The organism is Subtercola vilae (assembly GCF_004923255.1).
In the GTDB taxonomy this organism is placed as follows: Bacteria; Actinomycetota; Actinomycetes; order Actinomycetales; family Microbacteriaceae; genus Subtercola; species Subtercola vilae.
In genome coordinates this window covers 1-20,034 of sequence record NZ_QYRT01000052.1, presented here as the reverse complement: position 1 = coordinate 20,034, position 20,034 = coordinate 1, and the positions used below count along the sequence as shown (strand labels likewise).

The following is a 20,034-nucleotide window of genomic DNA, read 5'->3' as shown; positions in this document are numbered from 1 at the left end:
GCACCCGCCCACCCCCTCGCTTCACTGACGCCACCGAATCGACAGCGTCCGAATCCCCTCCCTTCTAAGGAAAAGTCGAGAGGGCACCAGCCATGCACGCACCAACGAGAGCAGATGCCCACGATGGCGGCTCAGCGCGCGAAGGCGTCGACCCCGGTCAACCCGGCCGACACGGCCCAGAGGCGCTCGGCAAGGGCGGGGTCGATGGCGTGGGCATCCACACCTCTGAGCCGCGCCTCGTCACTGCCGACGACGGTGGGCGAGGCGATGTCGACGTCTTCGCAGTACACGCCGCCGAGTCCGTCGAGCTGAGCCGAAGTCGCCGCCCAGACAGTGGTGGCAGCGCCCTGCTCAGGGCTCTTGAAGCGGGCATTGACTACGCCGTCGTCGGTCATCCACCCCGAGGCGATCATCTCGTCACGTGAGAGGTGGCGCTGCAGCGGAGTCATGATGCCACCGGGATGCACGGCGAACGCACGCACTCCCTCGGCACGTCCCCGGGCATCCAGAGCCACGGCGAAGAGACTGTTGGCCGTTTTGGCCTGGCCGTACGCCTGCCATTTGTCGTATCCGTCGGCGAAGGCGAGGTCGTCGAACCGGATGCCAGACAGCTTGTGCCCCGTTGACGAGAGTTCCACGACCCGGGCGCTCTGCCCGGCACGAAGCGCAGGCCAAAGCCGAAGTGCAGGCCAGAGCAGGTTCGTGAGCACGTAGTGGCCGAGGTGGTTGGTGGCGAACTGCGACTCCCAGCCGGGGCCCACAAGAGCGAGCGGGGCTGCCATGACGGCCGCGTTGTTGATGAGGATGCCGAGGGGTCGACCACTGGCAACGTACCGGGAGGCGAACGCAGCGACGCTCGCGAGGTCGGCCAGGTCGAGCTCGTCGACCTCGACTGCCGCGAGACCCTCGGCATCGAGAACGGTTCGCGCGTGTTCGGGGCGGCGAGCGGGAACACACACGCTGGCACCGACACCGGCGAGCGCCCGCGTCACCTCCAGGCCGAGCCCCGAGTACCCGCCGGTGACGATCACGTTGGTACCGGTGAGGTCGAGACCCGAGACGACCTCGGCTGCCGTGGTGGTGGCTCCGAAGCCTGAGCCGAGAGGTCGCTGGGGGGTGCGAGTCGTGTCAGAAGTCATCTGACTAGTATGGAACTGAATCCGGTAGTGAGCCCCGCTTTGGGCTGTTGTTGTACAACCATGCCTGCCTGGAGATTCAACAGTGACAACTCTTGCCCCCGTCGAGACCGTGCCAGCCGCCGAACTGGTGGAGAACGCGCTTGAGCGCGCAGAACACGCCGAGCCCACCCGCACCGACGCCGAACTGCTGCTGCACGCGCGCGGCGACCAGCTCGACCGCCTGCTCAGCGTCGCCGGCCGCCTGCGCGACCGTGGGCTGCAGACAGCCGGCCGACCCGGCGTCATCACCTATTCGCGCAAGGTCTTCATTCCGCTCACGCACCTCTGTCAAGACCGCTGCCACTACTGCATCTTCGTGCAGTCGCCCGGCAAGCTGCAGAAGGCCGGCAAGGCGCCTTATCTCGAAGCGCACGAGATTCTCGACATCGCGCGGCAGGGCGCGGCCCTCGGCTGCAAAGAGGCCCTCTTCACCCTCGGCGACCGCCCAGAGAATCGTTGGCCGGTGGCCCGGGAGTGGCTGGATGCCCACGGCTACGAATCCACGCTCGACTATGTTGCGGCGATGTCGTTGCTCGTGTTGCAGGAAACGGGCCTGCTGCCCCACCTGAACCCCGGCGTCATGACCTTCGCCGAACTGCAGCGGCTGAAGCCGGCCGCCCCCTCGATGGGCATGATGCTCGAGACCACGGCCACCCGGCTCTGGTCGGAGAAGGGCGGCGCTCACTACGGCTCCCCCGACAAAGACCCGGCCGTGCGACTCAGGGTGATCGAGGAGGCCGGGCAGCTGCAGATTCCGTTCACAACGGGGGTGCTGTTCGGCATCGGCGAGAGCTATGCCGAACGCGTTGATGCGTTGATCGCGCTGCGAGCATCCAGTGCCCGGTGGGGGCACGTGCAGGAAGTCATCGTGCAGAACTTCAGGGCCAAAGAGTCGACCGCCATGATGCAGACCGGCGACCTCGACACCGAGGAGTACGCGGCGGCCGTGGCTGTTGCCCGGCTGGTGTTGGGGCCGGATGCCCGGCTGCAGGTTCCGCCGAACCTCACCGACGCGACCGAACTGTCGCTGCTGGTTCGCGCGGGAATCGACGACTGGGGTGGAGTCAGCCCTCTGACGCCGGATCACGTGAACCCCGAGCGGCCCTGGCCCGAGATCAGCGAGCTCGCGCGCCTGACCGCGGCGAGCGGGTACACGCTGCGTGAGCGGCTCACCGCGCACCCGCACTTCGTTCGCGCGGGCACGCCCTGGATAAACGAAACCGTGCTGCCGGCTGTGCTCGCCCTGGCCGATGAGCAGGGGCTCGCGCTCGAGGGCATGCGGCCGGTGGGCGGCGGGGCCGCAGTGCCGGTCGGTGGCTCGGAGCTGGCTGGGCGCGCGAAGCTGGCTGGGCGCGAGTTGGGGCTCCGACCGACAGAGAGCAGTGCGTCACACCCGAGTACAGCGCCGTCTCCCATGGCGGCGGTGCTCGCGCGGGCAGAGGCGAACCCGACGGGGCTCAGCGACGGCGAGTACGCGGTGCTGCTCGGCGCGACGGGCGACGAGCTGGAGGCGCTGGCCCAGCTCGCCGATGGCCTCCGCCGCGAGGCGCACGGTGAGACGCTGTCGTTCGTGGTGAACCGCAACATCGACTCGTCGCTGGTGCGAGAGCGGGCGCGGGCGACGGCGACGGGCGGCGGTCTCGGGTTGACCGACATCGACGAGCTCGTCGCCGAGGCGGTTGCGCTCGGGGCAAGTGAGATCTGCATGCAGGGGCCCGTGTATCCGGAGCTCGGGGCGCACGGCTACGAAGACCTCGCACGCCGCGTCACAGCGGGGCGGGCAGGCCTGCACCTGCACGCGTTCCGGCCAGCTGAGATCGCCGACGGCGCCGCACGGGCAGGGCTCTCGCTCGACGACTTCGTGGCGGCCCTGGTCGACGCCGGCGTGGGGTCGGTGCCGGGAACCGGCGCCCGCATCCTCGACGACGACATTCGCGCCACCCTCAGCGGAGGCCCCGGCCGCGACCTCACCGTCGCCCGCTACCTCGACGTCGTCACCGCCGCTCACCGCGGAGGCCTCCGCTCGACCGCCACGATGGTCTACGGCCACATCGAGACTGCCGCCCAGCTCGTCGGGCACCTCAGAACCCTCGCTCGCCTGCACGACGAGACCGGCGGGTTCACCGAATTCATTGCCATGCCATTCGTGCCCGCTTCGGCGCCGGATGCCCCACCCCACCTCGCCGCCCGAGGCCCCAACACGCGAAAGACACGGGCCGTGCACGCCGTCAGTCGCCTGATGCTCGCCGGTCGCATCGACCACATCCAGGCGGCCTGGACCAAGCTCAGCCCCGCCGAACGTGACGCCGTGCTGCGGGGCGGCGCCGACGACCTCGGGGGCGTGCTGCTCGACGGCACCCTCAACCCCGCCGCCGGGCCCGAAGCCGGGCTCGAGCTCAGCCGCGACGAGGTCGAGCGGGTCGGCACGGCGCTCGGCCGGAGCGTCTGGCAGCGTACAACGCTCTACGGGCGAGCGGTCGCCGGCGCGGGCGTCGCGTGACCGCCGAGCATTTCGACGTCGTCATCGTTGGCGCCGGGTTCGCCGGAATCGGCATGGCCATGCGCCTCGCCCGCGAGAGCACCCACACGTTCGTCGTGCTCGAGCGCGCGAACGACGTCGGCGGAACCTGGCGCGACAACACCTACCCGGGCGCGGCCTGCGACATCCCCTCGCACCTGTACTCGTTCTCGTTTCGGCAGAAGCCCGACTGGTCGCACGTCTTCGCCCGCGGGCCCGAGATCGCCGAGTATCTGCGCGACTGTGTGCGCTCCGCTGGGCTGGGGCCGAGCATCCGATTCGGTACCGAACTGACGGCGGCCGCCTGGGATGCCCGGCAGCAGTGCTGGCACGTCACCACCTCGCGCGGGGTGTTCACGGCCCGCGCCCTCGTCACCGCCGTCGGTCGCCTCTCCGAGCCGCGCCTGCCCGACATCAGCGGGCTCGACACGTTCACGGGCGAGGTGATGCACACCAGCCGCTGGAACCACGACCTCGACATCGCCTTCGCCGGTACCAGAGTGGGCGTGGTGGGCACGGGCGCATCGGCCGTGCAGGTGGTGCCCGAAGTGGCGCGGCTGGTGCGGGAGACCAACGAGACCTCCGGCGAACTCGTAGTGTTTCAGCAGAGCGCCGCGTGGGTGATTCCGCGCGACGACCGGGAGTACACGCGCGACGAGCAGCGCGACTTCGCGGCCGACCCCGCCCGCCTCGATGCCTCGCGCGAGGCCATCTTCGACCGCGCTGAACGGGTGTTCGCCCAGCGCCTCGGCGAGCCGGAGGCGCTCGCCGCCGCACGCGGGGTCGCTCGCACTCACCTCGAGGCGCAGATCACAGACCCGGCCCTCCGCGCCGCGCTCACCCCCGACTACGAACTCGGCTGCAAGCGCGTTCTGCTCTCGAACGACTTCTACCCGGCCCTCACCGAGCCGCACGTCACCCTCGAGGCGAGCGCGCTGAGCTCGGTCGACGGCCGCGTCGTCACCGCCGCCAGCGGTGCCCGGTACGAGCTCGACGTGCTCATTTTCGCCACCGGGTTCCACACCACCGAGCCGCCCTTCGCCCGGCTCATCACCGGGTCAGGCGGTGAACGTCTCAGCGACCACTGGGCCCGGGGCATGACCGCCTACGCCTCTACCGTGGTGCACGGATACCCCAACCTGTTCATCCTCGACGGTCCGAATGCCAGCCTCGGGCACAACTCGGCCATCCACATGATCGAGACGCAGGTGCAGTATGTACTCGGAGCGCTCGATGAGCTCGCCGAGCATCCAGATGCCGCGCTCGACGTCACGGCCGACGCCGAAACGGCCTACACCGCGGCTCTGGATGCCCGGGCCGCCAACACCGTCTGGCTCACCGGGGGCTGCAGCAGCTGGTACCGCGACCCCCGCTCGGGCCGGCTGACACTGCTCTGGCCGGGTACGGCGCGTTCGTTTCGCGAGGCGAATGGGCGGTTCGACGCTGAGCCGTTCGACGCTGAACCGTTCGCCGCGGAGCCGTTCGCCGCGAAGCCCTTCGAAGCGTCAGCGGCGGGCGATGCGGAGGGCAGAGACGACGAGGGGCAGCTGCAGAGGCAGGCGCGCGAGGGTGATGGCGCGGCGAGCGGGGGTTCGGGCATCCCGAGCCATCTGCAGGTTGCCGGGGAAGACAGCCACGAAGAGGGCGGCCGCGAGCGCTCCGCCGAGGCGACGGGTGCGTGGGATCGACAGGGCGACACCGGCCGTGAGCTCGGCCACTCCCGAGAGGTAGACCCAGGTGCGGGCACTGCCGGGCAGCTGCGGCGGCACAACGGGGTCGAACACGCGCGGGCGCACGAGGTGAACGACCCCCGCGCCGAGCAGCAGGGTGGCTAGCAGGCTGACGGTGTTCAGACAGCGGGTGTTCTTGCTCATACTTCTGCTCCTCGTTCTGACGCTGACGCTGACGCTGAAACTGCGGGCTTCCGCGCATTCTGGATGCCGATGGCCGACACGATGCCGCCCACGATGAGCAGCCCTGCCGTCACTGCGAGCGCCCGGTGAAACCCGTTCACGTCGAGCACGTCGCCCACGATCACCCCGATGAGCGCGATGGCCACGAGCCCCGCCACGCGACTGACTGCGTTGTTGATGGCCGAGCCGATGCCCGACTGCTGCTCGGAGATCGACCCGAGGATGGTCGCGGTGAGCGGGGCGACGGTGGCGGTCATGCCGATGCCGAAGAGAATGACGCCCGGCAGCAGCTGGCTCCAGTAGTCGACGTTCGCCTGCGACGACAGCATCAGCAGGTACCCGACCCCGGCAACGATGGGCCCGAGGCCCATGAACAGGCGCGGGCCGAAGCGACCGGCGAGCGAGCCGAACAGCGACGAGAGGGCAATGCTCAGCACGCTCACGGGCAAGAGCGCCAGCGCCGCGAGCGTGGCCGGCAACCCCGCCACCTGCTGCAGGAACAGCACGATGATGAACCCGCCGATCGACAGCGCGGCGTAGATGAACGCGGTGGCGATGTTGCCCACCGCAAAGTTTCGAACGGCGAACAGCCCAAGCGGCATGAGCGGCTGCTTCGCGGTCTTCTGCCGCCAGATGAAACCGGCGAAGCACAGGATGCCAACCCCCAGCGGCACGAAGATGACCGGGCTGCCCCAGCCGTAGTTGCTGCGCTCGATGAGCGCATAGACCGGGCCGCCCAGCCCCAGCACACACAGCGCAGCCCCGACGAAGTCGATGCGCACCCCCGCTTTTCGCACGTCTTTCTGCTTCAGCACGAACAGCAGCACCAGGGTCACGGCGATCGGCAGCACATTGACGCCGAACACCCAACGCCAGCCGACGGTGTCGACGAGCACTCCACCGAGCAACGGCCCGGCAAGGAACGACACCGTGGTGCCCGCGGTCCACTGCCCGATGGCCTTCGCCCGAGCGACCCCGCTGTAGCTGGATGTGATGAGCGCCAGCGAGCTCGGCACGAGCAGCGCCCCGGCGACTCCCTGCAGCGCCCTCCCCACGATCAGCACCTCGGGGGTGGGCGCGAACGCGCAGAGCAGCGAGGTGACGCCGAAGCCGACGAGCCCGATGCGGAGGATCACGACGCGCCCGAGCACGTCGGAGAGCGACCCCGCGAGCAAGATCAGCGATCCGAGGGTGATGAGGTAGGCATCCACCGCCCATTGCTGCGTGGTGAGCCCGCCGCCCAGTTCGCGCGCGATGGCGGGCAGCGCCACGTTGATCACGCTGCTGTCCAGAAACGAGACGAACGACGCCAGAATCGCGATGAACAGAACGAGCCTCTGCGCGCGGCTGACGATGGGTGTGCTCACACCCTCAGTCAATCACCCAAATGCGCTCAGACGTGCCGCTCGTCGGGCCCGTTGTACGCACTCAGCGGCCTGATCAACGAATTCGCCGCGCGCTGTTCGATGATGTGGGCCGTCCACCCCGTGATACGCGAGGCCACGAACAGCGGCGTGAACGTCGCCGTGTCGAACCCCATCAGGTTGTAGGCCGGCCCGCTCGGGTAGTCGAGGTTCGGCTGGATGCTCTTACGAGACACCATCGCTTCTTCGAGGTTCGCATACAGCTCAGCCATATCGGGCCGGTCGTAATGGGCGGTCAGCGTGTCGAGTGCGGCCTTCATCGTCGGAACCCGGGAATCGCCGTTCTTGTAGACGCGGTGCCCGAAGCCCATGATCTTGCGCTTCTCGGCGAGCGCCCCGACGAGCCACGCCTCGGCCCTGTCGGCCGTGCCGATCTCGTCGAAGACGTGCATCACGGCTTCATTCGCTCCGCCGTGCAGGGGGCCCTTGAGGGCTCCGATGGCGCCGACGACGGCCGAGTAGAGGTCGGAGAGCGTCGACGTGATGACGCGGGCCGTGAAGGTGGAGGCATTGAACGAGTGCTCGGCGTACAGCACCAGCGACACGCTGAAGGCGTCGACCACGACCCGGTCGGGAACCTCACCGAAGGTCATCAGCAGAAAGTTCGAGGCGTAGTCGAGGCTCGGGTCGGCCTCGACAAGGGGCAGCCCGCGGCGGCGACGCTGGTCGTAGGCCACGATCGCCGGAATGGCCGCGAGCAGGTGCAGCGACTGCGCCAGGTTCGACTCGGCGTCGGTGTCGTCGGCCGTGGGGTCGAGGGCGCCGATGGCGCTGACCGCGGTGCGGAGCACGTCCATCGGGTGTGCCGAAGTGGGCAGCAGGTCGATGACCTCGCGCACGGCGGGCTCGAGCGAACGCTGAGCACGCTCGGCCGTTTCGAACGCGGCGAGCTGTGCGGCATCCGGAAGCTCGCCGTGCCAAAGCAGGTACGCGACCTGCTCGAACGAGCAGTTCGCCGCGAGCTCCTGCACGGGGTAGCCGCGGTACAGCAGCGAGTTTGTCTCAGCGTTGACCTTGGAGATCGCGGTGAAGTCGGCGACAACGCCGGCGAGGCCTTTGCGAATCTCGGGTTCGGTGGCAGTGGTGGTGTCGACCATGACAGCTCCCTTTCGGTGGTTCGGTGACAGGTGGGGTTGGGTGAGAGGCTAGCGGGCCACGGTGAAGTTGAACACCGACGAGTCGAAACCGTTGTAGGCCTCGTAGTCGAGCAACTCGTAGAGGTCGGCGCGGTGCTGCATCTCACCCACCACGCTGTTCAGCGAGCCTTCGGCGTTCAGCACGTCGAGCGCGCGGTCGGCCGCACCCATGGCGAGGCGCAGCAGCGACACCGGGTAGATGACGATGTTGATGCCCACGCTCTCGAGCTGCGTGGTACTGAACAGTTCGCTCTTGCCGAATTCGGTCATGTTCGCCAGCACCGGCACGTCGACGACAGCGCGAATCGCCTCGAACTCGGTGAGGTCGGCCATGGCCTCGGGGAAGATGGCGTCGGCGCCCGCGTCGACCAGCGCGCGGGCCCGGTCTTGCGCGGCGGCGAGGCCTTCGATCGCCCGCACGTCGGTGCGCGCCATGATCAGCAGGTTGGGGTCGCGGCGGGCGTCGGCGGCGGCCCGGATGCGCTTCAGTGCCACATCGAGATCGACGACCTGTTTGCCGTCGAGGTGGCCGCAGCGTTTCGGGTTCACCTGGTCTTCGATGTGCAGGCCTGCCACGCCGGCGTCTTCGAGCGTCTGCACGGTGCGGGCCACGTTCATCGGCTCGCCGAAGCCGGTGTCGGCATCGACCAGCACCGGCAGGTCGGTCATGCGCGCGATCTGCGCCGAGCGGCCGGCCACCTCAGTGAGTGTGGTGAGGCCGATGTCGGGCAGCCCGAGGTCGGCGGCCAGCACGGCGCCCGACACGTAGACCCCCTCGAAGCCCTTGTTCTGAATCAGCTTGGCTGAAAGCGGGTTGAATGCGCCAGGGAAGCGCAGCAGTTTGCCCGTGGCGAGGCTGGCCCGAAAGTCGGCGCGCTTCTGGTGGGCGGGAACAGAGGAGTACAGCATCAGAACAGGCCTTTCGGGTTGGTGACAGTCGCGAGCAGCCCCGGCTTGGCCACGATCGACAGCTGGCGCACCTCGTCGGCACTGAGATCGGGGGCGCGTTCGGCGAGCGCGAGAAAACGCTCGATCTCGGCGGGCTCGAGAACGCCCTCGGCCAGGGTACGGAACTTGGCGATGTAGTCAGCCCGCTGAAACGGCCTGGCGCCGAGCGGGTGCGCATCGGCCACAGCGATCTCGTCGACAATGCGCTCGCCATTCGCCAGCTCGATCTCCACGCGGCCACCGAACGCCTTCTCGGTGACGTCGTTCGAGTGGTAGCGGCGGGTCCACTCCGGGTCTTCGACCGTGGTTACCTTCTGCCAGAGCGCCACGGTGTCGGGGCGGCCGGCGCGCTCGGGCGAGTACGACGTGACGTGGTTCCACGACCCGTCTTGCAGCGCCACCGCGAAGATGTACGGAATCGAGTGGTCGAGCGTCTCCCTCGACGCGGTGGGGTCGTACTTCTGCGGGTCGTTTGCGCCCGATCCGATCACGAAGTGCGTGTGGTGCGACGTGTGAATCACGATGCGGGTGACCGCGTCAGGGTTGACGAGTTCCGGATGCTCGCCGTGGAGCTTTCGGGCCAGGTCGATCCACGCCTGGGCCTGGTACTCGGCCGAGTGCTCTTTCGTGTAACTGTCGAGTATCGCGCGCTTCTGCTCGCCCGCCACCGGAAGCGGTACGTCGTAGACGACCTTCGGGCCGCCGAGCAGCCACGCGATCACGCCGTCTTCGCCTTCGTAGATGGGGGTGGGGCTGGTCTCGCCGCGCATCGCTCGGTCGACCGCCTCGATGGCCTGCTTTCCGGCGAAGGCCGGGGCGTGCGACTTCCAGCTCGAGATCTCGCCCTTGCGCGACTGGCGCGTGGCCGTAGTGGTGTGCAGTGCCTGGCCCACGGCCTGGAAGATGGTCTCCACATCGAGGTGCAGCAGGGTTCCGATGCCGGCCGCAACGCTCGGGCCGAGGTGCGCCACGTGGTCGATCTTGTGCTCGTGCAGGCTGATCGCCTTGGCGAGGTCGATCTGGATCTCGTAGCCCGTGGCGATGCCGCGAACGAGGTCGTGGCCGGTGGCGCCCACATGCTGCGCCACCGCGAGGATGGGCGGGATGTTGTCGCCCGGGTGCGAGTACTCGGCGGCGAGAAAGGTGTCGTGGAAGTCGAGTTCACGTACAGCGACGCCGTTGGCCCAGGCCGCCCACTCTGGCGAGAAGTGCTCGGTGACGGGCACCCCCGATACCGTGGCGCCGGGTGAATACGGGTGGGCGAGCGCCTGCGAGCGCGCCGATACCACGGGCGTGCGGGTGAGCGATGCTGCGGCGACAGCAGCATTGTCGATGATGCGGTTGATCACGGTGTCAACGACCTCGTCGGTGAGGCCCACCTCATCGGCTGCGACCTCGGCGATGCGATACGCGAGCTGCTTCTGGCGCGGCAGTTCTTCGTCGCTTCGGTACGTGCGAACGGGGATGTATTCGACCATCGGGTGTGACCTTTCGTTGTGTGTGGGTGCCGGGATGCCGCAGACGGGATGCCGGCTGCTGGCTGTTGGTTCAGCCCGCGGCCCGGATGGCCGCGAGGCTCTGGCGCAGGTGGATGTGGGTGGCGTGCGAAGCCAGTTCGGGGTCGCCCTCGAAGATGGCCTCGACGATGAGCAGGTGTTCGGCGGCCGCCCGGATGAGCCTGTCGGGGTTGTCGTGCGAGAGCCGCCGCACGCGAGCGAGGTGGATGCGGAGGTTCGCGAGCGCCTGCACGAGGTACGGGTTCTGCACGGCTTCGTCGATGGCCCGGTCGAACCGGCGCACCAGCTCGAAGTACTCGTGCCGGCCCGGGTCGTCGGCCGTCAGCAGCAGCGGCGCCCGTCGAAAGCCCTCGAGCAGTTCGCCGAACACCGCGGGGTCGCGGCGCTGGGCGGCGAGCCGGGCGGCCTTCTGTTCGAGCGCTTGGCGGAGTTCGAACAGCTCGGTCACGTTCTCGGTCGACACCGTGGTTACGACGAGGCCGCGGCCCGACTCGGGCCCGATCAGACCGTCGGCCGCGAGCCTGCCGAGGGCCTCTCGAAGCGGGGTGCGGGAGATACCGAGGCGAGCGGCCTGTTCGACCTCGCCGAGGGTGGTGCCGGGTTCGAGTTTCCACTCGAGAATCTCGTCGCGAAGGAGTTCGTACGCCCGGTCGCTTGCACGTTGCGCCACGGAGACTCCTTTCAACGTCGACCTCTTCAATGTACACAAAGCGCGCCCGATCATCCACAATTCGAGGCAAACTGGCCCAGAAACTCACCTTCTGTACACACTGACGACAGACCGACGAGCCGAACGGGCCTCAGGTTAGGGTGTGTCTACCACTTCTTCGACCGAGAGGCGCCATGCCGGGCATCCTGAACCGACTCGATCTGCGCCCGCTCAGGCCCCGCGACAAGCATGAGCCGCACCGGGCCGCTTCGAGTCTCGAATTGTTCTTCGACCTGGTGTTCGTGGTTGCCGTTTCGCTGGCGGCCGAGTCGCTGCACCACCTCGAGACCGACGGGCACGCGGCAGCAGGGGTGGGCGCGTACCTGATGGTTTTCTTCGCCATCTGGTGGGCGTGGATGAACTTCACCTGGTTCGCCACGGCGTTCGACAACGACGACTGGCTCTACCGGGTGACGACCATCGCGCAGATGGCCGGGGTTCTGGTGTTGGCGGCCGGGGTGCCGAGCGCCATGCAGGAGGGCACCCTCTCGGTGGTCACGTACGGCTACGTGATCATGCGGCTGGCCATGGTGAGCCAGTGGCTGCGCGTGGCGGCCGACGCGCCCGAATACAGAAAGACCGCGCTACGGTACGCTGCCGGCATCACGATTGTGCAGGCGCTGTGGGTGCTGCGGCTGCTGCTGCCCGACTCGCTCGGTGTGGCCAGCTTCATCGTGTTGGCGCTGGCCGAGATGGCGGTACCGATCATCGCCGAACGCAACGCGGTGACGCCGTGGCACAACCACCACATCGCGGAGCGCTACGGGCTGTTCACGCTCGTGGTGCTCGGCGAGGGGCTGCTCGGCTCAGCCAATGCCATCATCGACGGGCTGCGCGATGCTGAGCACGTGTACCCGCTGATTCTGCTGGCGGCATGCGCGCTGGTGATCGTGGCGATGATGTGGTGGATGTACTTCCAGGTGCCGCAGCACGACAAGTTCGGCAGTCTGCGGCGCTCGCTCACCTTCGGGTACACGCACTATGTGATCTTCGCGGCGGCGGCTGCCGTGTCGGCGGGTATCGAGGTGGGGGTGAGCCAGCAGTCGGGCGGGGTCGAGCTCAGCCCTGTCGCGGCGGCTGCAACGCTCACGGTGCCCGTCGCGGTGTTCGTGCTGGCGACGTGGGCACTGGCGATACGCCCGACGGCTCGGCCGGTGACGAACGTCGTTCTGCCGGTGGCGGCCGGACTGATCGCGCTGAGCGCCCTGCTGGAGATGGCCTGGCCTACCGCGGGGCCAGCGGCGGCCGCGGTGTTGACGGCTCTGCTGTTGGTCGTGGTGGTCGTCACGCTCGGGGCGGCGGGAACGACCGAACGGCAGAGGGGCCCTCGTCTCTCGACGAAGGCCCCTCTGAATTGACGTGCAGTTGAATTGACGTGCAGTGCGGCGAGCGGAGGTTTAGGCCTCGCTCATCACCACGTTCTCGGCCTGGCCGCGGGCGGCGAGGGCGGCGGCACGGGCGGCGAGACGGCGAGCCTGCTCGGCCTGGCCGGCATCGAGCAGGTCTTGGTCGACCTCGACGCTGTCGACGTGGTTCACGCCGTTGTACTTCTCGATGTAGGCGTCGAGCTCGGGGCCAGAGGTCCACGAGGTGATCAGGCAGTAGCGCGGCTCGGGGCCGGGGTGAGTGGCCGCGTGCCAGAGGCGCTGGGTGTCGACGATGAGCTGCGCGCCGGCCGGGAGGGCGATGCGGGTCTCACCCTGCGGGTCGGTGCGGTTCTCGCGCAGCACGAAGTAGCTGGTCTGGTCGTCGGTCAGGTTGAAGAAACCGCGAACCACCCATCCGGTGCCGTCGGGATTCAGACGGTTATTGTCGTCTTGGTGCAGGTTGTACAGGGTGTCGGCGTACTCGTTCGGCTGCAGCTCGATGACACGGCAGCGGCCCACATTCGCGCCGGGCTCTTTTGCGCGGCGGGTGAGGTTCGGCGCAAGCTCGACCTGGGAGTCGATGAAGACGCCGTCTTTGTCGGTGCGCGGCGGCTTGTGGTTCCAGAAACCGTTGCACTCGATCTCACCGAAGGCGCTCGCGAGCGGAGCGAAGCGGGTGTCGCCCGACGACTTCCAGTCGTTGTACTCGATGTCGAGCCATTCTTTGGGGTCGAGCGCTTGGTTGTAGCGATCGAGAACCACATAGCCGGTCTCTTCGAGAGCGGCGGACTTGATATAACTCATGAGGCGGATCATGCCCTTTCGTCGTGGGCCAGCACGTTTTAACAGGCCCGAACTTAGGCAAGCCTAACATCGACTAGAATAGATGGTTGCGCGACACGGCGCTCAGAAAGGCGGGCCCCGACCATGGTCACTGCCACCAATGTCGATGCCACCGCGGTGAACACCGTTCAGTGGCTCGCTGCGGCCGAGACGACCATCGTCGTACCCGTCTACCAGCGGCAGTATCGCTGGGATATCGGCGGCTGCGAGCAGCTGCTGGCCGACATCCGCGCTGTTTCCGACACCGACGACAGACAGACCCACTTCATCGGGTCGATTCTCTCGACAGCGAACACGGGCGACGACGATGCCGCTCTCGTACTCATCGACGGGCAGCAGCGCATCACCACGCTCATGCTGCTCATCGCTGCCCTGCACCACACCATCCGGGGCAGCAATGCCGCCCTCGCCGCCGAGCTCGAAGCCGTGCTGGTGAGCCCGACGGATGCGACGCGCACCAAGCTGCGCCCGCACCGCGCGTGGGCCCAGGTCTTCGAGAGCGTCGTGCTCGAGAAGCGTCAGCCCGGCGACGAACTGCGCGACTCGCGCTTCGACGACAACTACGCGTTCTTTCGGAGTCAGGTGCTGCCCGACGAAGTACCGCGCATCTGGCGGGGGCTCGCGAAGCTCGAACACGTGGCCATCACTCTCGGCGCCGACGCGAACGCGCAGCAGATCTTCGAAAGCCTGAACTCCACTGGCGAGCCGCTGCGCGACCACGAACTGATTCACAACTACGTACTGATGGGTCTCTCGCACGCCGAGCAGAGCGAGATCGAAGACGCCTTCTGGGTGCCCATCGAGCAGAACACGGGTGAGCAGATCGCCAGCTTCTGGCGGCACTACCTGGTGATGACCACTGGGCGGGAGGTCGCTGTGGCCGGCGAGCGCGGGGTGTACGACGCGTTTCGCCAGCGCTTTCCGCGGCTCGACATCGACACGCTCCGTGAGCACGCGGGTGAATGGCGGCAGTTCTCGGAGATCTACCGCACTCTTCTCGACCCATCACGCGAAGCAGACCCCGGGATCGCGCGTCAGCTCGGCTACCTGAACACGTTCGGGCGGGGCATGTACCCGCTGGTCATGCGGGCGTACAGCGATTACATCTCCGAGACCGTCGGCCGGGGCATCCTGATCGGCATTCTCGAAACCGTGCAGTCGCTGCTGCTTCGCCGAACGGTGGTGGGCATCGGCGCTGACCGCCTGGTGGCGAGGCTCTGCCGCGCGCGGGCCGATGGGCCCGACGCCCTGGTGCACGCGATGGGGCGCATCATGCCGTCAGACGAACGGGTGCGTATCGCCCTGAAGTTCAGCGAGCTGCCGCACGCGGTCTACGTACTGGGTCGCCTGTCGGGCGTCGACAGCACGGCCGGGCTCGACCTCGAGCACATCGTGCCGCTCGCACCGGGCGACGCCTGGAGCGGCGACGGGGTGCGCACCTGGGCCGACTACAGTGATGACGAGCAGAACAGCCACCGCGCGCTGGCCGCGACCCTCGGCAACCTTGCGCTGCTCGAGCAGCCACTGGCCGAACGCGCTCTCGATGCCTCCTTCGCAGACAAGCGAGCGCTCTACGGCCAGAGCCGCGTGGCACCGACCGCCGAGCTCGCCGACGTCGCGGCGTGGGGTACGCGGAGCATTGCCGAACGCACGATGCTGCTCACCGACCTCTTTCTGAGAGTGTGGGCACGCCCAGCGGCTCGCGGAATCGACGACGACGACCTCACGCCCGTGCTCGACGCCAAACGACGGCGCGGCTGGCCCCGAGGCTGGCAGCGCGAATTCGAGTACGTCGAATACCGCGGCGAGCACTGGGAGGTCTACGACGTCAAGTACCTCTTCAACCGCGTCTTCAAACGGCTCTGGGCCGACTCGCGCGCCGAGGTCGTGGCGTTCAGCGCCCGTCGCGGCGGCCCGATCTACGAAGCGCGTGCGTGGAACGGGCACTGGGATTCGCTCGACGAGACACACTCCCTCTACATGGGTTGGGATTCGAAGTACATGCTCACCGCCATTCAGGGAGTACTCGACGAAGCCGGTCTTGCGGCCGAAGTGTTCGTGAAGTACTCCTACATCGGGGCGGTCATGTAACGCTGGGCAAGTGCCCGGCGCAACCCCTCGACGACAGATTCGGGGGCACGTAGATTTTTGGCATGACCACGTCACACGACCAGTACACGTTCCAAGACCCGACCACGATGTTCGCCGACATCGAACCCTCGGCGCAGTACCAAGAAGGCTCCGGGCTCGACGCGAAGCTCGACGACCCGGCCGACCGAGGTGAGTCGACCTACCGAGGCACCGGCCGCCTTGCCGGGCGCAAAGCCCTCATCACCGGGGCAGACTCGGGCATCGGCGCAGCGGTCGCCATCGCTTACGCTCGCGAAGGTGCCGATGTCGTCATCGCGTACCTGCCCGAAGAGGAGGAGGATGCCCAGAAGGTCATCGCCCTCATCGAGGAGGCCGGCCAGAAGGGCTTCGGCATCGCCGGCGACATCACCGATGCGGCGCACTGCCGCGCACTGGTGGCGGCAGCCGTCGACAAGCTCGGCGGGCTCGACATCCTCGTGAACAACGCGGGCAAGCAGCAGCACGTCGAGGAGTTCGCCGACATCAGTGACGACCAGTTCGATGAGACTTTCAAGACGAACGTCTACGCCCTGTTCTGGATCACGAAGGCCGCCCTGCCGCACCTCGCACCCGGTTCGACCATCATCAACACATCATCGATCCAGGGCTACACGCCGTCGCCCAACCTGGTCGACTACGCCACAACGAAGGCGGCCATCAACACGTTCTCGAAGGCGCTCGCCCAGCAGTTGGCGCCGAAGGGAATCCGCGTGAACGTCGTGGCGCCCGGGCCCATCTGGACCCCGCTGCAGACCGCCGGCGGCCAGCCGACCGAGTCTCTGCCCGACGTCGGTTCAGAGACACCGCTCGGCCGCTGGGGCCAGCCCGCAGAGCTCGCACCGGCCTACGTCTTTCTGGCGTCGCCCGAGTCGAGCTACGTGGTCGGCGAGACGCTGAGTGTGAACGGCGGCATGCCCACGCCGTAACTTTCAGGTTCTCGTCACCGGGGGCGTGCTTCAATGGGGTACCCCGATGCGGGGGTACCCCGACCCTGGAGGATCCGCTGTCCCGACCCGCCCTGCGTGAGCCGAGCCTGCGCGACCTCACGCGATCGGAGTGGCGCTGGGCCCCCACGGTGGGCATCGTGGGGGTACTGGTGCTGCTGGGCATCCGGTTGTTCACGCCGGCATCGGCCCTGGCCTGGATGAGCGACCCGGCCCGCGACTTCGTCACCCTGAGCATCAGCGTCATCATCGAGTCGCTGCCGTTCGTGTTTCTGGGCATCGTTCTGTCGAGCCTGGTGCAGGTGTGGCTACCCGAGGGGTTCCTGTTGCGTCGGCTGCCGAAGAACCCGGCGCTCCGCCGGTTCACGGTGTCACTGCTCGGCGTGCTGCTGCCGGTCTGCGAGTGCGGAAACGTGCCCCTCGCACGCGGGCTCATCATGAATGGGCTGACGGTGGCCGACTCGATGACGTTTCTGTTCGCGGCGCCCATCATCAACCCCATTACGATCGTCACGACATACCAGGCGTTCGGCTGGAGCGACGGTATTCTCGTGTCGCGCATCATCGGCGGGCTGCTGATCGCGAACCTCGTGGGGTTCATCTACAGCCGGCATCCCGCGCCCGACACTCTGCTGACCCCCGGGTTCCAGGCCACCTGCGCAGCCGAAGAGCACGTCTCGCGGGCACACAAGCCCCGCCGCACGTTCACGCTGTTCGCGCGCGAGTCGAGCGCCATGATGCCGGCGCTGTTCGTGGGGGCCGGCATCGCGGGGCTCATCCAGGTCGCGGTCTCCCGCAACGTGCTCGTGGCGCTCGGCAGCAACCCGCTGTGGTCGGTGCTGGCGCTGATGATCCTCGCGTTCGTCGTGGCGATCTGCTCGAACGTCGACGCGTTCTTCATCCTCTCCTTCGGCTCGACCTTTCTGCCGGGCGGCATCGTTGCCTTCCTCATCTTCGGCCCGATGATCGACGTCAAGATGCTGGCGCTGATGCGAACCACGTTCACGGCACGCACCCTCATCCAGGTGAGCGTGCTGATCGCGGTGTGCGCCGCAGCAATCGGATTGGCGGTGAACCTTGTCTTTTAGCAACCTGGTGGCCCGGTGGCAGGGGCTCGTTCTCAGTGTCATCGGCGTTGTCGCGACGGTGTGGCTGGGGTTCTCGGGGCAGCTGGGGCTGTACATCCACCCCCGGTACTACGTGTTCACGCTGATCATGGCGGCCATCGCGGTGGTGCTCATCGTGGGGGCGTTCGCGAGTGTGACGCGGGCGATGACGGGCACGGGCACGGGCACGGTGGCAGCGAGGATGCCCATGAGCATCTCGACGGCCATGAAGACGGGCACGGGCATCCGGCGACCGGGCGCCGCTGGAGCTTCGTGACCGCTGGGCTGACCGTGGTGCTCGTGGGGGCTGCTGTCGTGGCGCTGTTGGCGGTGCCGCCGTCGACGCTCACGTCGTCGACAGTCGAGCAGCGCAGCCTGAACGCGGCGGCGAGCACGCTGTCGAACGTGGGCGGCGGGGCCGGGTCTGGCACGGGTTCAGGAGCCGCGGCGGGCGGCGACACGTCGGCCTACACGGTCAAAGACTGGTCGACGCTCATTCGCCAGGGCGCCGGGCCCGACGCGCTGGCCGGGCAGACGGCCACTCTCGTCGGTTTCGTGACGCCCGACCCCGACGACCCCACCAACGTGTTCTACATCGCCCGCTTCGTTGTGACGTGCTGCGCGGTCGATGCCCAGCCGGTGGGGGTCGCGGTGTACGAGCCGGGCTGGTCTGGAACGTACGCGAAAGACAGCTGGGTGAGCGCGACAGGGGTCTTCGCATCGAACCCCAGCGTGCTGAGTACGGCGACCACCGTGTTGCAGCCGACGAGCATCCAGGCCATCGCACAGCCCACGGAGCCGTATGTCTACTGATGCGCGCCGCTTCAGGCGGCTGCTGTACGGCAGCATCGGCGGCATCACCCTCGTCGTGGCGGCTCTTGTCGGGGCGAACCTCGTGCAGGGTCCGCATGTCACATCTGCACAGATCAACCTGCAGACCAGCGTCGAACGGTCAGGGCAGAGGCTGCTTCTGCAGGCGAACGAGCCGCTTGCGGCGCTCGACCCCGCGCAGGTGAGCGTGAGCCCCGCGGTGGCCGTCACCCCGACCGTCTCGGGCGCGAGCATCAGCCTGCAGTTCGCCGGCGTGTTGCAGTACAACACCACGTACACGGTGAACGTGGCCAGGGTGAAGAGCATCTCGTCAGACGCGACCTCCACCTTCGCGTACTCGTTCACGACTCCGGATGCCGCACTCTACGTGCTCGTTCCCGGCCAGCCCGGGCAGCCCGACACCATCGCGGCCGCCGGGCTCTCGGGCGCTGCCCCGCGAACGGTGTACAGCGCGGCGAACATCCTCAGGTTCGTCGCCTTCCCCGACAGCCTCGTCGTGAACACGCGCAACGATGACGGGTCGGATGCCCTGACAATCGTTTCGCTGAGCACCGGCGCGGCCATCCCGGTGCAGGTTGCGGGGCCCGGAACCATCACCAGCCTCCGCGCCTCGGTCAGCAGCCACCTGTTCGGCTACACCTTCACAGCGTCGCCGTCGCCCTACTTCTCCACACCCGCCAACCTTCTGTTCGCGTACGACCTCACGCGGGGGCAGGATTTCCCTATCCCCATCACGGGGCTCGACCGCGAACAGATCTCCCCCGCCGAGTGGTCGTTCGTGCCGAGCACCACGTCACTCGTGGCGCGCGGGGCCGACGACTCCCTCGTGCTCGTCGACGCCATCGGCGAGCGGGAGGGCAGTTCGGCGGCGGTGGCGATCGGGCAGGCGGCGGCGCTCGGCGGGTTCGTGCCCGACACGAAGACGCTGCTGGCGGTGGGGGGTGGGGCTGGTGGTGCTGGGGCTGGTGCTGTGTTGCCGAACACACAGTTCGACCTCTCAGCGAAGGCTCCCGTCGCGGCTCCGTTTGCGGCTGCAGCCGTCGTTGGGGATTCGGGTACGGCGACATCCACCTCGGCCGCGGCTGGCACAACCGAGACGCAGACGCAGACGCAGACGACGTTTCTCGACAGCGCGGGTGCGTACCTCCGTCTGGCAGCGAACGCGGGTGGTTCGGGTGGTTCGGGTGAATTACGCATCGAGCGCGTCGATGCCACCGCCGCGACCACTGTCTTCACGCCTCCGACTGCGCAGCCGGCCGTCACCGCGTTCTGTGTCTCCCCCAACGGCAAATACCTGGCTGTGCAGACGAGCTCCGCGACGGGTGCGGGTGGGGGTGCGGCATCCACCGCAGCAGGCGCATCAACATCGGTGTCTTTCGTCGACCTCGAAACGGATGCCCAGGTCAGCACCCTCCCGGGCGAGCAGCCCAACTGGTGCAGCAGCTGAGCCAGCCCCCACCACCCCCTCCC

At 67.8% G+C, this 20,034-nt stretch carries 16 protein-coding genes; 9 read left to right on the top strand and 7 right to left on the bottom strand.

The window, feature by feature from the left end:
• Positions 1-131: 131 nt before the first annotated feature.
• Positions 132-1,139 (bottom strand): oxidoreductase, encoded by a 1,008-nt coding sequence (locus tag D4765_RS17240; protein WP_136643550.1) that lies wholly within the window; start codon positions 1,137-1,139, stop codon positions 132-134.
• A gap of 82 nt (positions 1,140-1,221) precedes the next feature.
• On the opposite strand from D4765_RS17240, the gene cofG reads away from it, so the two are divergent.
• Positions 1,222-3,678, top strand: coding sequence for a 7,8-didemethyl-8-hydroxy-5-deazariboflavin synthase CofG (gene cofG, locus D4765_RS17235; RefSeq protein ID WP_237280531.1), 2,457 nt, complete (start codon positions 1,222-1,224; stop codon positions 3,676-3,678).
• Positions 3,675-5,531 carry a flavin-containing monooxygenase gene (locus D4765_RS20060; RefSeq protein WP_338054651.1) on the top strand — a complete coding sequence of 619 codons (1,857 nt, stop codon included), beginning with the start codon at positions 3,675-3,677 and terminating at the stop codon, positions 5,529-5,531. The genes cofG and D4765_RS20060 overlap by 4 nt, the downstream gene beginning before the upstream one ends.
• A gap of 35 nt (positions 5,532-5,566) precedes the next feature.
• On the opposite strand, the gene D4765_RS17220 is transcribed toward D4765_RS20060, so the two are convergent.
• The 5 genes from D4765_RS17220 to D4765_RS17200 form a co-directional block, all read right to left on the bottom strand.
• Entirely contained in the window at positions 5,567-6,976 is a 1,410-nt protein-coding gene (locus tag D4765_RS17220; RefSeq protein WP_237280530.1) for an MFS transporter, read from the bottom strand.
• Positions 6,977-7,002: 26 nt separating this feature from the next.
• Complete coding sequence (locus tag D4765_RS17215) at positions 7,003-8,130, bottom strand: bifunctional 2-methylcitrate synthase/citrate synthase (RefSeq protein WP_136643547.1); 1,128 nt, start codon at positions 8,128-8,130, stop codon at positions 7,003-7,005.
• Positions 8,131-8,178: 48 nt separating this feature from the next.
• Positions 8,179-9,078, bottom strand: coding sequence for a methylisocitrate lyase (gene prpB, locus D4765_RS17210; protein WP_136643546.1), 900 nt, complete (start codon positions 9,076-9,078; stop codon positions 8,179-8,181).
• The gene (locus D4765_RS17205) at positions 9,078-10,595 is read right to left on the bottom strand and encodes an MmgE/PrpD family protein (RefSeq protein ID WP_136643545.1); all 1,518 of its coding nucleotides are present in this window, start codon (positions 10,593-10,595) and stop codon (positions 9,078-9,080) included. The genes prpB and D4765_RS17205 overlap by 1 nt, the downstream gene beginning before the upstream one ends.
• Positions 10,596-10,665: 70 nt before the next feature.
• The gene (locus D4765_RS17200; protein ID WP_237280529.1) at positions 10,666-11,304 is read right to left on the bottom strand and encodes a GntR family transcriptional regulator; all 639 of its coding nucleotides are present in this window, start codon (positions 11,302-11,304) and stop codon (positions 10,666-10,668) included.
• A 173-nt stretch (positions 11,305-11,477) separates the two neighbouring features.
• Here D4765_RS17200 and D4765_RS17195 point away from each other — a divergent pair, with 173 nt between their 5' ends.
• Entirely contained in the window at positions 11,478-12,701 is a 1,224-nt protein-coding gene (locus D4765_RS17195) for a low temperature requirement protein A (RefSeq protein ID WP_136643543.1), read from the top strand.
• Positions 12,702-12,740: 39 nt separating this feature from the next.
• Here D4765_RS17195 and D4765_RS17190 read toward each other — a convergent pair whose 3' ends face one another.
• The gene (locus D4765_RS17190; protein ID WP_136643542.1) at positions 12,741-13,514 is read right to left on the bottom strand and encodes a hypothetical protein; all 774 of its coding nucleotides are present in this window, start codon (positions 13,512-13,514) and stop codon (positions 12,741-12,743) included.
• Between the two features lie 123 nt (positions 13,515-13,637).
• Between D4765_RS17190 and D4765_RS17185 the strand changes: the two genes are divergently transcribed.
• From D4765_RS17185 to D4765_RS17165, 6 genes are all read left to right on the top strand, one after another.
• Positions 13,638-15,644: a DUF262 domain-containing protein gene (locus D4765_RS17185; RefSeq protein WP_136643541.1), complete on the top strand. Its 2,007-nt coding sequence runs from the start codon at positions 13,638-13,640 to the stop codon at positions 15,642-15,644.
• Between the two features lie 62 nt (positions 15,645-15,706).
• The gene (locus D4765_RS17180; protein WP_136643540.1) at positions 15,707-16,609 is read left to right on the top strand and encodes a glucose 1-dehydrogenase; all 903 of its coding nucleotides are present in this window, start codon (positions 15,707-15,709) and stop codon (positions 16,607-16,609) included.
• Positions 16,610-16,767: 158 nt separating this feature from the next.
• A complete protein-coding gene (locus D4765_RS17175; protein WP_338054649.1) occupies positions 16,768-17,715 on the top strand; it encodes a permease in 948 nt (315 codons plus the stop codon).
• Positions 17,705-18,010, top strand: a complete 306-nt coding sequence (locus tag D4765_RS19300) for a hypothetical protein (protein ID WP_161580484.1) — start codon at positions 17,705-17,707, stop codon at positions 18,008-18,010. The genes D4765_RS17175 and D4765_RS19300 overlap by 11 nt, the downstream gene beginning before the upstream one ends.
• Positions 18,007-18,546, top strand: coding sequence for a TIGR03943 family putative permease subunit (locus D4765_RS17170; protein WP_161580483.1), 540 nt, complete (start codon positions 18,007-18,009; stop codon positions 18,544-18,546). Before D4765_RS19300 ends, D4765_RS17170 begins: the two co-directional genes overlap by 4 nt.
• Positions 18,536-20,011, top strand: a complete 1,476-nt coding sequence (locus D4765_RS17165; protein ID WP_136643538.1) for an Ig-like domain-containing domain — start codon at positions 18,536-18,538, stop codon at positions 20,009-20,011. Before D4765_RS17170 ends, D4765_RS17165 begins: the two co-directional genes overlap by 11 nt.
• Positions 20,012-20,034 lie beyond the last annotated feature (23 nt).

Coding starts and splice junctions, on each gene's coding strand:
- D4765_RS17195 (WP_136643543.1), top strand. CDS start 11,478: ATGCCGGGCATCCTGAACCGACTCGATCTGCGCCCGCTCAGGCCCCGC.
- D4765_RS17240 (WP_136643550.1), bottom strand. CDS start 1,139: ATGACTTCTGACACGACTCGCACCCCCCAGCGACCTCTCGGCTCAGGC.
- D4765_RS17190 (WP_136643542.1), bottom strand. CDS start 13,514: ATGAGTTATATCAAGTCCGCCGCTCTCGAAGAGACCGGCTATGTGGTT.
- prpB (WP_136643546.1), bottom strand. CDS start 9,078: ATGCTGTACTCCTCTGTTCCCGCCCACCAGAAGCGCGCCGACTTTCGG.
- D4765_RS17165 (WP_136643538.1), top strand. CDS start 18,536: ATGTCTACTGATGCGCGCCGCTTCAGGCGGCTGCTGTACGGCAGCATC.
- D4765_RS17205 (WP_136643545.1), bottom strand. CDS start 10,595: ATGGTCGAATACATCCCCGTTCGCACGTACCGAAGCGACGAAGAACTG.
- D4765_RS17185 (WP_136643541.1), top strand. CDS start 13,638: ATGGTCACTGCCACCAATGTCGATGCCACCGCGGTGAACACCGTTCAG.
- D4765_RS17215 (WP_136643547.1), bottom strand. CDS start 8,130: ATGGTCGACACCACCACTGCCACCGAACCCGAGATTCGCAAAGGCCTC.
- D4765_RS17180 (WP_136643540.1), top strand. CDS start 15,707: ATGACCACGTCACACGACCAGTACACGTTCCAAGACCCGACCACGATG.